An 11,966-nucleotide genomic window follows, 5' to 3' on the forward strand; every position below is an offset into this window, starting at 1 on the left:
GGGTGGGGCGAGGCTGTGGGGGCCGAGTCGGGTGCGGTCGCCGTCGCGGGCGAGGACGAGGAGGTCGGCGCCGTCCGTCGCGGTGATGACCTCGTGTTCGGGGCGGCCGGTGCGTTCGACGCGGGTGCAGGGGCGGGCGAGGCGGTCGGTGGCGGCCTGGAGGAGGGCGGCGGCGGAGGCGGCGGCGAGGTGTTCGACGCGAGTGCCGGGATCGCGTTCGGGGTGGCCGCGGCCGAGGAGTCCGGCGAAGGCGCCGTGGGCGGCGTCCGCTGCATCGGGGCCGGTGACGTGCAGCAGGACGATCTCGGCGTCCTCCGGGGCGTGCCGGCGCGCGGCGTCCACGCAGGCGGGCCAGGTGCCCTCGACGATCCAGACGACCACCACCGGCATGCGATCAGCCTCCTCCGATCAGGTTCCGATCAAGTTCCGATCAGGGTCAGTGACGCCCACAGTGCCAGTACCGAGGCGCCCAGGCTCGCCGGTACGGCGTACAGGCCGAGCCGGGTGAACTCGCCCAGTTGGACCTCCGCGTCATGGGCGTGCACGATACGCCGCCACAGCAGGGTGGCCAGCGAGCCGGCGTAGGTGAGGTTGGGGCCGATGTTCACCCCGAGCAGCACGGCGAGGACGGCGCCGGGGCCGGACGCGGAGGCGAGGGGGAGCAGGACCAGGACCGCGGGCAGGTTGTTGATCGCGTTGGCCAGGACGGCGGCCAGCACGGCGATGCCGAGCAGGGCGGGCAGGCCGCTGCCGTCGGGGACGAGATGGCCCAACGCCGTGTCGAGGCCGTTGTCCACGACCGCGCGGACCACGATGCCGAGCGCCAGGACGAACGCCAGGAACGGGAGCGACACCGACCTCAGCAGCGCCTTCGGCGACGTACTGCGCCGCAGCAGCGCCCGTACGGCGAGAACCGTCGCGCCCGCCAGCGCCGCCCAGGCCGGGTCGACGCCGAGCGCCGAGGTCAGGACGAACCCGGCCAGCGTGCACGCCACGGTCACCAGGGCGAACAGCGGCAGTTCGGGGGCGTCGCCGGTGGGCGGGGCCTGGGCCCCGGCGTCCAGGTCGGTGGCGAAGAAGCGCCGGAAGACGACGTACTCGACGACGATCGCCGCCAGCCACGGCAGTGCCATCAGCGCGGCGAACCGGGTGAAGCTCAGCCCGCTCGCCGCGAACGCCAACAGGTTCGTCAGGTTGGACACCGGCAGGAGCAGGGAGGCCGTGTTGGACAGGTGCGTGCAGGCGTAGACGTGCGGTTTCGGGCGGGCACCGAGCCGGGCGGCGGTGGCGAACACCACCGGCGTGAGCAGCACGACCGTGGCGTCCAGGCTCAGTACGGCCGTGATCGCCGACGCCGCCAGGAACACCTGCCCCAGCAGCCGACGCGGCCGCCCCGCCGCCGAACGCGCCATCCACGCCCCGCAGGCCTGGAACAGCCCCTCGTCGTCGCAGAGCTGGGCGAGGACCAGTACGGCCGCGAGGAAGCCGATCACCGGGCCGAGCTGTTCGGCCTCGTCCAGCGCGTGCGCCGGGGAGATCGCCCCGGTGGCCACGACGAGCGCGGCGGCCGGTACGGCGACGACGGCCTCCGGCCAGTTGAAGGGACGGACGACGGCGCAGACCAGCACGAGCACGAGCATGGCCACGGACAGGGTCTCCGCGAGCGGGGTGTTCAGCTTCGGTCCTTCCGGGAGGTCACGGACAGCGATCTCGCCGCACGGTACTCCGCGCGGGTAAGGGCTTCCGGCTCGGCGCGGGTAAGCGACAGGAGGGCGGTCGCCTCCGCACTGCGGGCACGCGCCTCGCTGTCGTCGTCGGACTTCGAAGTTGAGGAAGTCAGCGGGCACGGCACGATTACCGTGGGCGAGCGGGCGGCGAGACACGGTGTTTCGGCCGCGGTGTCGAGAACGGGGCGACGGCTACGTCTCAGGAACATGAGCGGTCACGAGGGCCGCGTAGCAGAGGAGGGCGACGATCATGGACCCGAGGCAGATCGAGCAGGAGCTGGCCGACGCCCACGAGCTGTTGAACCAGGCGTCCATGGCTCGGCTGGCATACAACGGACTCGACGGGTTGCCACGCGTCATCCCGATCGGCATCTTCTGGACCGGCGAGGAGATCGTCATGTCCACCGCGGCCACGGCGCCCAAGGTAAAAGCGCTGTCCGCCCGCCCCGAGGTCGCCCTGACCATCGACGCCGGCGACAGCCCAGGCTCGGCCAAGACGCTGTCGGTGCGCGGCGTGGTGCACCTGACCATCGTCGACGGGGTGGTGCCGGAGTACCTCGCGGCCGCGCGGAAGAATTTCGACGCCCAGTACGCGGCCGAGTTCGAGCGGAACTGCCGGGCCATGTACGACCAGATGGCGCGTATCGCGGTCGAGCCCCAATGGGCGCGGTTCTACGACTTCGGTGCTGGCCGAGTGCCGCAGTTCCTCGCCGAACTTGCCAAGAAGTCGAACTGACCATCCCGCTGCGGAGATTTCTGACCGCGTGATCCCTACGGGTGTGGCACCGATCTCATGAGACGGCACACCTGGTCGGCTCGTGCGAGCCGCATCGGCCGAAGCCCGGGGGCGGCGCGGACCGCTACCGCTGGGAGGAGGCGTTGGAACTGCTCACCCCCACGGTGTCCGCGCGGCCGTGATCAGTGCCGTACGTCCGACCCGCGACCGGCAAGCCGGAACCGGCGCCACGGGCGCCTTTCAGATGGGCCGGCTTGCGAGTGAGACTGCGGCCGGCCAGCGGACTGACGGGGCGTTACGGCAGCTCAGTCGCCGCCGGACCCCGGCTTCACCGCCGACTCCGCCACCGCCACCGTAGCCGCGACCGCCTCAGCGACCTCGCACGCCCGCGCCTCCGGCACCCCGGCCGCGATCAGTGTGGCGATGGCGGTTCGGGTGCCGTCGTCCTGCAGTACACCGTCGTTGACCGACTCCAGCAGCGCGACCGTCATCGCCTCCAGGGCCGCGCTCAACGCGGTGGCCGGCAGATGCGTGTGGAAGACGCCGTCGCGCTGGCCGCGCTCCAGGATGGACGTGGCCGTCGCCCGGGCCGGGGCCAGGACCTCGGCCACCCGTTCCGTGCCCAGGTCGCGCTGGGCCAGCGCCAGGAGCAGCCGGTAGCGGTCGCCGACAGGCCACATCGAGAACGCGAGGCGGGCGAGCGACCGCTCGGCGGACTCCTCCGTGGCCGCCACCCCGGCCGCCAGCGCGCCCCGCAGGCTCTCGGCGGCCTCCTCGGCGAGGGCCTCCAACAGTGCCTCGCGCCCCGGGAAGTGGCCGAAGAGAGTGCGCCGTACGACACCGGCGGCCCGCGCCAGCTCCTCGAGCGTGACGTCGGGGTTGCGTCCGAGTTCCCGGCGGGCCGTGGCCAGGATGCGCGCCCGGTTGGCCCGCGAGTTGCGGCGCAGGGGCTCACGGGCGACGGGCTTGGCCACGGAAACCTCGTTGGATCGGACGAACGGACGAACGGACAACGGACGGGGCATCGGAGAGGAGCGGACACGCATTCTCGCACGCGAGCCCACGCCCCTACCGCTACGTGGGTGCCGCGCCGTCCCCCTCTGCGGCGTACGGCTGAAGCGGCAGTGCCGTGGTGACCTCGAAGCCGCCCTCGGGGCGGTGTCCCGCGCACAGGTCGCCGCCGATGGAGCGGGCGCGCTCGCGCATGCCCATGACGCCGAAGCCCCGGCTCGGCCCGGCGTCCGCCTCGGAGGGCCGGGAGGCCCCCGTGGCTCCGCTAGTCCCCTGCGACTCGGCGTCAACCGGACCGTCGTTGCTGACGGTGATCGTCAGCCGGGACCCGGTGTACACGAACCGGACGTGCGCGGCCCGGGTGGAGGCGTGCTTGGTGACGTTGGTGAGTGCTTCCTGGACGATCCGGTAGGCGGTCAGGTCGACGCCCGGGGACAGGCGCTGCGGCTCGCCGTCCGTGGTGACCGTGACCTTGAGCCCGGCCGACGCGCACGCCGCGACCAGCTCGGGCAGCCGGGCCAGCCCGGGCGACGGCTCCAGCGGAGCGGAGTCCGGGTCGCCGTTCTGCCGCAGCAGCCCGAGGGTGGCCTTCAGCTCGCGCAGCGCGGACGACGTGGTGCCGGTCAGGTCGGTGAGGATCGCCTTCGTCTGCTCGGGGCTGGTCAGCGCGAGGTGCGCGGCGGTACCGGCCTGGGCGTTGGCCAGCGCCATGTGGTGGGCGACGACGTCGTGCAGCTCGCGGGCGATCCGCATGCGCTCCTCGGTGACCCGCAGCCGGGCCTCCTCCTCCCGGGTGCGCTCGGCGTGCTCGGCACGGGCCTGGACCGAGCTCAGGTAGGCGCGCCGCAGCTGGGTCATCTTGCCGCCGGCGAGGGGCAGCAGCAGCCAGAAGAACGGGCCGATCGTCCTGAGCAGCAGCGAGAGGTGCTCCATGGAGTCGGAGAACACGGCCGCCAGGTTCACGGCCACCATGGTGGTGAGGCCGTAGGCGCGGGTCGTCCCGCGGTCGCAGAGCGCGGCCAGCCAGTAGAGCGCCGCCATGATGGGGGCCAGCAGCAGGGGGGTCACCAGATAGCCCAGCGCGACCGCGATCACCGTGCAGATCGCGGTGACGACGACGGCGGTGCGCGGATGGGTGCGGTGTTTCAGCAGAGCGAGGCACGCGACGCCCATGAGGATGACGCCGGCCGTGTCCTGGTCGGGTGGATCGGCGCCGGGCAGGGTGAGCGAACTGCCGAGGGTCGCGCAGCCCAGCAGCCCGAGGACCGGCGCGAGATCGACGAGAAAGCGGTGGCGGCCCGCGAACTCCTCGATGCGGTCCGTGAACTCCTCGATGCGGTCCGCGTAGCGCCGCTCCGGGCTGGTGGTCATGGTGTTCTCCGGTCGGTGGGCTCGGTCCATGGTGGCCGCCGGCGGTACGAACGGCCGACGGGACCGCCCGTGTCCTTGGTCACGGGCGGTCCCTGTGGGGGGCGGGCCACGTCGGTCGGATCAGGTGCGCGCCACGTCCAGGTCGGCCGCCCGGGCCGGATCCGCCCCGGCGTCCTCCGCGGCCTCCGCCTGCTCCCGCGGCTCGGACCGCCGGCTGAGCGCCTCCCCCTCCACGTCCACCCGGGGCAGGACGCGGTCCAGCCACTTCGGCAGCCACCAGGCCTTGTCGCCGAGCAGGGCGAGCACGGCCGGCACGATCGCCATCCGTACGACGAAGGCGTCGAGGAGTACGGCCGTGGCGAGCCCGAACCCGATCATCTTGATCATCGAGTCGCTCTCGCCGATGAACCCGGCGAAGACCGCGATCATGATCAGCGCGGCGGCCACGACCACGCGGGCGCTGTGCCGGAATCCGGAGGTCACCGCCTGCCGGGCCGACTCGCCGTGGACGTACGCCTCCCGCATCCGGGAGACGAGGAAGACCTCGTAGTCCATGGCGAGCCCGAAGACGATGCCCACCAGGAAGATCGGCATCAGGCTCATGATCGGCCCGGTCTGCTCCACCCCCAGCAGTTCGGCGCCGTGCCCCTGCTGGAACACCACGACGACGGCACCGAGGGACGCCAGCACCGACAGCAGGAAGCCGAGGGCCGCCTTCAGCGGGACGAGCAGCGACCGGAAGACCACGAGCAGCAGCACGATCGCCAGCCCGACCACGACGATCAGATACGGCACCAGCGCGGCCTGCACCTTGTCGGAGATGTCGATGTTCAGGGCGGTGGTGCCGGTGACCTCGAAGGTCGCCCCGGTCTCGGCCTCGACTCCGGCGCGCTCGCCCCGGATGCTGGTGACCAGGTCCTTGGTCTTCTCGTCGGTCGGCGCGGTGGACGGCACGACGGAGAACACGGCGGTGTCTCCGGCCTCGTTGAAGCGGGCCGGGGAGACGGACACGACGCCCTTCGTGCCACCGATCTCCTCGGAGATCGCGGTCACGGCCCCCTTGGCGTCCTTCTCGCCCTTGGCGTCCACGACGACGGTGAGCGGCCCGTTGAAGCCCGGCCCGAAGGCCTCGGCGAGCGCGTCGTAGGCCCGCCGCTCGGTCGTGGAGGTCGACTTGGCCTCGTCGCCGGGCATGCCCAGCTGAAGGTCGGTCATCGGCACGGCGAGCGCCCCGAGGCCGACGACGCCGAGCAGCAGCACGGGCAGCGGCCGCCGCAGCACGAACCGCGCCCAGCGGGTACCGCCGTTGTCGGCCGCGTCCTCCTCGATACGGCCGCTCCTGCGGGCCCTCCTGGCCAGTACGGCGTTCGGCCAGAAACCGAGGAACGCCGGGACGAGGGTCAGCGCGATGAGTACGGCGACGACGACCGCGCCGGCCGCCGCCAGCCCCATCTTGGTGAGCATCGGAATGCCGACGACCGAGAGCCCGGCCAGCGCGATGACGACGGTGAGCCCGGCGAAGACGACCGCGGAACCGGCCGTACCGACCGCCATTCCGGTCGCCTCCTGCGGCGTACGGCCCTTGGCGCGCTCCTCCCGGTAGCGCGAGACGACGAACAGGGCGTAGTCGATGCCGACCGCGAGGCCCAGCATCATGGCGAGGGTGCCGGTGGTGGTGGACAGCCCGAGCGCGTCGGACAGCGCCAGGATGGTCGCCATGCTGACGCCGACGCCGATGATCGCGGTGAGCAGCGGCAGCCCGGCGGCGGCGAGCGAGCCGAAGGTGACGAGGAGTACGACGGCGGCGATGGCGACGCCGATGACCTCGGCCGCGCCACCCGGACCGCCGCCGTCCTCCATGGCGGTGCCGCCGGCCTCGACGGTCAGCCCCGAGTCTCGGGCCTGCGCGAGGGTCTGGGTCAGATGCGTCTTGCTGGCGTCGGTGAGGTCGTTGGCCCCGACCTTGTAGGTGACGGTCGAGTACGCCGTCGTACCGTCCTTGCTGACGGCTCGCGCCTGGAACGGGTCGACCGCCCCGGCGACCTGCGCCCCGTCTCCCAGCTCGGCGACGGCCTCCTCGACGGCCTTCTTGTTCTCGGTGGCGGTCACCTTCTCGCCGCCCGGCGCGACGAACACGACCCGCGCGGTGGCGCCGTCGGCGCTCGCGCCCGGGAAGCGCTCCTCCATCAGGTCGAACGCCTTCTGCGACTCGATGCCCGGCATCGAGAACTCCTCGTCGGCCGCGCCCGGGGCCTTGAGCGCACCCAGTCCGACGGCGGCCAGCACGGCCGCCCAGACCAGGGCGACGTACCAGCGTCGCCTGAAGGCCAGACGGCCCACTCGATACAGGAAAGTAGCCACGGCAGGGGGTCTCCACATCTGGGACTCGAACGTGTGCCCAGACTCTCGGGAGCGGGTGTGCCGTGTCGTCGTGCGGCTGCCGACAATCGCCGGTACTCAGAACGCAGTACGGACGGGGTCAGGGGTCAGCCCAAGGGACCAGACCCGGGGAGCGTCGGTCGTACGTGGCTCCCCGCGGTCCGGCCCCTCGCGCGCGGGTGTCGGCTCGGCCGGGGCTCAGCTGTAGAGCGCCACCCTCGGCTGTACGGTGCCCTCCGCCTCGTGGTCGAGGACGGTGATCCGGTAGACCTCGGTGAGGGTGTCACCCGCGTGCAGCGTGCGCTGGGCGGCGACGAGGTCGGTGTACAGGGTGCCGGTCTGGCTGCCGAGCTCCACGGCTTCCCAGCAACCGGCCGCGGTACGCCGCTCGACCCGGACGTCGGCCGGCTCCAGGAACGGCCCGCCGTCCGGCGACTGCATGAGGAGCTGCGGGGCGACCGTGCGGTCCGCCGAGGAGTCGTTGCGGTAGGTGACGGTGACCTCGTGGCTCGCACCGTCGGCGACGAGGGGGCTGGTGGACAGGTCGACGAACTCGGTGGGTATGGCGGGCGCCTGTGCGGGCAGGGCCGTGGACGCGGCCGGAGGGGTCTGCGGGATGGCCTGTGTGGTGGTCTGCGAGGTGGTCTGTGTGGTGGTCTGCTGGGTGGCCGCCACGGCCGGTCCTGCCGCGGCTACGCCCATGAGCGCCGCCATGAGGGCCAGGGCGGCGACCCCGGGACGGCTGATCTTCAACGACACGTTCGCTGATCCTTCGGGTTCGCTCGGGTGACTGGTGTTCCCCCCGCCCTTGGCTGCCGCCAGGGACGTGACCAAGGTTACGCAAGCCCTTTCTGAAGGGGATCACCGAGGCGGGCCGCGGCCCGAGGGCTAACCGATGTCAACCACCCTGGCCCACGCGGGCGGTTGGTCCGGCACGTACTCGGGATCGTCCTCGTCGTACGGCCGGTACGAGTGCCGTCGTGGGAACAGGCCCACCACCGTCCGGCACGGCGGCCGTTCGCTCGGCCACGGGGTCTGACCATCCGTCAGGACCACGACGACATCGGGCCGGGGACGAGCCCGCAACGCCCTCGCGAAGCCCGCGCGCAGATCCGTACCCCCGCCACCGACCAGCGGAATCCCCTCGGCACGGCACACCCGGTGCACGCCCCCGGCCGCCGCGTCGCACGGCACCACGCTGACCAGGTCACGGCGCCCGCCGACGGCCCGGGAGATCGCGGCGACCTCCAGGAGCGCACTGCCCAGTTCGGCGTCGCTGACCGATCCGGAGGTGTCGATGACGACACAGACGCGGGGCGGGCGGCGCCGCAGGCTCGGCAGGACGGCGCCGGGCACCGAGGCGGCGCGGCGCGAGGGGCGGCCGTAGGTGTAGTCCTCGCCGGCACCGGGCCCCGAGGCGGCCGACCGCACGGCCGCGCCCAGCAACTCCCGCCAGGGCTGCGGCGGATGGAACGCCTCCTCCGCCCACCGCTGCCACCCCTGCGAGGCGCTGCCCGGACGCCCGGTGATGCCCTGCGCGACCCGGAACCGGACCGCGTCCCGTTCCTGGGCGCTGAGCCCGTGCGCGCCGTCCGCCCCGAGATCCCACTCCCGCTCCAGCCCGTCGGCGCCGCTGCCGCAGTCCAGCCAGGCCAGGTCCTGGGTCCGCGGCCCCAGCCGGAACTGGCGCAGATAGTCCTCCATGAGCTCGCCCTCGGGCAGCAGCAGCATCGCCGGCTCGACGGCCCCCTCGGGCCGGGCAAGACCGTCCCCGTACACGTCGTCGTTGATCTCGCAGTCGGCGGCGATGTTCATCCGCAGCCGCTCCCCCGGCCCGCTCAGCCCGTGCTCCCGCGCCACCCGGTCGCCGCGCCCGTGATGGTCCCGCAGCAGATGCGACACCTCGTGCACCCACACCGTTCCTAAAGACTGAGCGGGAGTGAGTCCTGTTGCCAGAACTCATGCTCAGCCGGACGCCCCGAACGGTGTTGGGCGTCCTGGTTCCCCGCGTTCGCTCCGCGTCCGGCGCGCACGGATCGTGTCCGTGGTCCGGGAATGCGGGGGCGGGGTTCCTCACGCCCTGGGATGCCCGGTCGGGCCTGGACGGTCCGATGCCCCACGACATCACTCTGGTGTGGTGGGGGCGGTGCCGTCCGTCGCCGGATCGGATGTCCCAGGGCGCGCCTGCCGATCGCCACCGCTGCCGCGTCGTGGCGAGAAGTCTTGCGCTCGCGGGTGGTCAGGGGCTTCTGCCAGTGCTGGGCGCCCCACTTGCTGGTGTAGGCCGGGTCGACGGCGACGATGGTGATGCCGAGTTCGGCCGCCATGCTGACCAGCCGGGTCCGCAGCCGGGACACCGGCAGGCCGGAGATCAGGTTGCGGAACCTCTTACGGCGGCCGTGCTTCTCGCGGGTCTTCTCGGCGCTGAAGTCGAGGTCCTCGATCGCGATCGACAGATGGTGCCGCTTAGCCCAGTGCAGCAGGCGGATCAGCGCGTGCCGGACCTGCGCGTCACGGTGGTCGGCGGTGCCGGTCAGGTCGTAGTAGAACCGGTGGGGCCGGCCGACGGGGTTGCCGTGTGCGTCCAGGCGCCAGGCGGCGAAGTGGTCGGCGTTGGTGTCGACGCCGAGCAGGCCGCCGACGCGGGCCGTGGCCAGCGGCACGGTCTTGACTGGTGGGATCGTCCACGATGCGGTCAGGTACCAGCGGCCCCGCACGGTGTCTTCATGCAGGCGGTAGGCGACGGCCCGGTTGGCGCTGACGCGGTCGCGCCACTGCTCGCCCCGGTGCGGGAAGCTCACCCGGGCGGCGAGCACGTACCGGCCGTGCGGGGCGTTGGCCAGGTAGGCCAGTGGCGCGGGGAGTTTGAAGGAGACCTCGCCGTCGTCGGTGACGCGGAGGGTCTCGTTGCCGTACCGCTTGCCGGACTCGCCGTCGGCCTGCAGGAACCGCCGCCCGGCCTCCCACCGCTTGCGCCATTCCTGCTGGGTGAGTTGGGCTGTATCCAGGTGGTGGCGGTTGTTCAGCAGCCGCTTCCCGCCGCGCACCACGTGCACGACACCGGCGTCGCGGTCGGCCCGCACCGCCTCCAGCCGGTCTTGGAGCAGGTGTAGGCGGCGGGTCTTGGCGAACCACTCCTTGCGGGTGCGGTAGCCGCCCGGCGCCCGCTTGGTGCCTTTCTCGCCCACGGGCAGGGACAGTCGGTGCGTGATCGTCGCGATGCCGGCCTGAAGGCTCTGGATGTGCGCGAGCTGGCCGCGCCGGGCCAGCGCCCACTGATCGTGGGTGGCCTTCGTGAGCGACCCGGCCCAGCGGGAGGAGGACTCCTGCGTGAGGGTGCGCTTACGCTCGGCCCACCGTTCGGTGTCGTGCTCCAGCCCCACAGCACACCGCGCCTTGAGGTCACGGGAGGCGAGCGTGCCGAGCAGATCACCGACCAGGCGAAGCACCTTCTCGTCCTCGGACGTCAGGTGCTTGAGCCGGTCGCGGACCGCGACCCCCGACGGCCCGAGGGTGACGAACGGCGCCGCCAACTCCCGCAGCCCGGACACTCATTCATGTGCGCCAGAACACGCCCGTACGCAGTCGATCGCCAGCAGTCCACAACCCCCAACCCACCACCTGAACCGCGACACTCTTCTCCGCCTGCACGCCGCCCCAGTCAGGCCCTACCTAGCGACCGCGCTGTTCGCCCTGCACGTCGTCGAGTCCCGGCGGGTGCCGACGATGGCCATCGATCGGCACTGGCGGTGCTATGTGTCGCCGGCGTTCGTGGAGCGGACTTCCGGCACGAGTAACTCCAGGTCGGGCAGCACAGGAAGCGCGGACGTACGCCCCTTGGCAGCGCCGGCCACGATCCGCAGTCCGCCCGCGCCCCCACCCCACCTCCGCCCTCGTCCGCGAGCCCCTCCAGAACCAGCCGATGTCAGCCCTCAATCGCACGAGCACAGCCTGGGAGCGATCCTCGGCAGGTGCCAGCGCAGCAGGTCGGGAGCGAGATGCCGTAGGTCGTCACGTACCCGGGCGGCAGGTTCTCGACCGAAGTCACGTGTCACGGAACGCAGTTGGAGATCGACGTCGACGCCGGCGGCAACACACGCTCCCGCCCAGTCCACCGCCAGCCGGCAGGCGGTCTCGGTCTCGATCATGGTGGCCGGCACGGCGAACTCGCGCACGCGCGGCCAGAAGGAAAGCTCGAAAGCCCCGGAGGGCCGGGAATCCCCGTTCGCGATCCGAGTGCCCATCAGCACTCACCTTGCGCGGACGGGACCCCCAATCTGGCAACACAGTGAGTCGTCATCGCGGGCGAGCGTAACGCCGCCCGCACCGGCGACGCGAGGGATTTTCCAACCCCCGGCCACGCTTCAATTCCCCGGTCAATTCCCCGGCAACCTTTCCGGCGTCGGCGACCACTGACACACGGACGACTCCGACCCCCTCCCCGCCGACCCACCCCCCCGCAACCACCCGTAAGGACTCACCCGTGGCATCCGCACCCCCTTCCCACCGCCGGTCCCGCAGCAAGTGGCGCGGCGCCCTCGTCCCCGCGGTGGTCGTGGCGGCCGTCGCACTCGCCGCGTCCCTCCTCATGGCCCTACGCCCCGACGGCGCGTCCACGGCCGCTGACTCCACGACCACACCCACCGCCGACAGCAGATCGGCACCCCCGCGGACGACACCGAGCCCGAGACCGACCCCCAAGCCGAAGCCGTCGAAGGCGTCCCCGACCCCCAGCACCACCC

At 72.3% G+C, this 11,966-nt stretch carries 8 protein-coding genes and 5 pseudogenes; 4 read left to right on the forward strand and 9 right to left on the reverse strand.

Annotated elements, in window-relative coordinates; all coding sequences use genetic code 11:
• Together L0P92_RS35925 and L0P92_RS35930 are read right to left on the reverse strand one after the other, a co-directional pair.
• Nucleotides 1-390, reverse strand: a 390-nt coding sequence (locus tag L0P92_RS35925; protein ID WP_234767255.1) for a universal stress protein, incomplete at its 3' end; no start/stop codon positions are given.
• Nucleotides 391-419: 29 nt separating this feature from the next.
• Nucleotides 420-1,676: an SLC13 family permease gene (locus tag L0P92_RS35930; protein ID WP_234767262.1), complete on the reverse strand. Its 1,257-nt coding sequence runs from the start codon at nt 1,674-1,676 to the stop codon at nt 420-422.
• Between the two features lie 301 nt (nt 1,677-1,977).
• Between L0P92_RS35930 and L0P92_RS35935 the strand changes: the two genes are divergently transcribed.
• Together L0P92_RS35935 and L0P92_RS35940 are read left to right on the forward strand one after the other, a co-directional pair.
• Nucleotides 1,978-2,463 (forward strand): pyridoxamine 5'-phosphate oxidase family protein, encoded by a 486-nt coding sequence (locus L0P92_RS35935; protein ID WP_234767256.1) that lies wholly within the window; start codon nt 1,978-1,980, stop codon nt 2,461-2,463.
• Between the two features lie 68 nt (nt 2,464-2,531).
• A pseudogene (locus tag L0P92_RS35940) lies at nt 2,532-2,645 on the forward strand (flavoprotein); the annotation flags it as partial.
• 123 nt (nt 2,646-2,768) lie between these two features.
• On the opposite strand, the gene L0P92_RS35945 reads toward L0P92_RS35940, so the two are convergent.
• From L0P92_RS35945 to L0P92_RS35970, 6 genes and pseudogenes are all read right to left on the reverse strand, one after another.
• Nucleotides 2,769-3,437, reverse strand: a complete 669-nt coding sequence (locus L0P92_RS35945; RefSeq protein ID WP_234767257.1) for a TetR family transcriptional regulator — start codon at nt 3,435-3,437, stop codon at nt 2,769-2,771.
• Nucleotides 3,438-3,537: 100 nt separating this feature from the next.
• Nucleotides 3,538-4,845 (reverse strand): sensor histidine kinase, encoded by a 1,308-nt coding sequence (locus L0P92_RS35950; RefSeq protein ID WP_234767258.1) that lies wholly within the window; start codon nt 4,843-4,845, stop codon nt 3,538-3,540.
• A gap of 120 nt (nt 4,846-4,965) precedes the next feature.
• Nucleotides 4,966-7,206, reverse strand: a complete 2,241-nt coding sequence (locus L0P92_RS35955; protein WP_234767259.1) for an MMPL family transporter — start codon at nt 7,204-7,206, stop codon at nt 4,966-4,968.
• Nucleotides 7,207-7,422: 216 nt separating this feature from the next.
• Nucleotides 7,423-7,983 carry a hypothetical protein gene (locus tag L0P92_RS35960; protein WP_234767260.1) on the reverse strand — a complete coding sequence of 187 codons (561 nt, stop codon included), beginning with the start codon at nt 7,981-7,983 and terminating at the stop codon, nt 7,423-7,425.
• Nucleotides 7,984-8,112: 129 nt separating this feature from the next.
• Nucleotides 8,113-9,150: pseudogene (locus L0P92_RS35965) on the reverse strand (vWA domain-containing protein); the annotation flags it as partial.
• On the reverse strand, nt 9,147-10,775 hold the full coding sequence (locus L0P92_RS35970; RefSeq protein WP_234767261.1) for a transposase: 1,629 nt from the start codon (nt 10,773-10,775) through the stop codon (nt 9,147-9,149). The gene L0P92_RS35970 and the pseudogene L0P92_RS35965, both read right to left, overlap by 4 nt.
• Before the next feature lie 37 nt (nt 10,776-10,812).
• Here L0P92_RS35970 and L0P92_RS45555 point away from each other — a divergent pair.
• Nucleotides 10,813-11,007: pseudogene (locus L0P92_RS45555) on the forward strand (DUF2201 family putative metallopeptidase); the annotation flags it as partial.
• A gap of 170 nt (nt 11,008-11,177) precedes the next feature.
• Here the strand turns inward: L0P92_RS45555 and L0P92_RS35980 are convergent.
• Nucleotides 11,178-11,468 (reverse strand): annotated as a pseudogene (locus tag L0P92_RS35980) (hypothetical protein); the annotation flags it as partial.
• Between the two features lie 239 nt (nt 11,469-11,707).
• Between L0P92_RS35980 and L0P92_RS35985 the strand changes: the two are divergent.
• A pseudogene (locus L0P92_RS35985) lies at nt 11,708-11,966 on the forward strand (expansin EXLX1 family cellulose-binding protein); the annotation flags it as partial.

This window comes from Streptomyces muensis (genome assembly GCF_021474425.1).
Classification (GTDB): Bacteria; Actinomycetota; Actinomycetes; order Streptomycetales; family Streptomycetaceae; genus Streptomyces; species Streptomyces muensis.

Excerpts from the sequence above, each read along its gene's own strand:
- L0P92_RS35935 (WP_234767256.1), top strand. The coding sequence starts at position 1,978 with ATGGACCCGAGGCAGATCGAGCAGGAGCTGGCCGACGCCCACGAGCTG.
- L0P92_RS35950 (WP_234767258.1), bottom strand. The coding sequence starts at position 4,845 with ATGACCACCAGCCCGGAGCGGCGCTACGCGGACCGCATCGAGGAGTTC.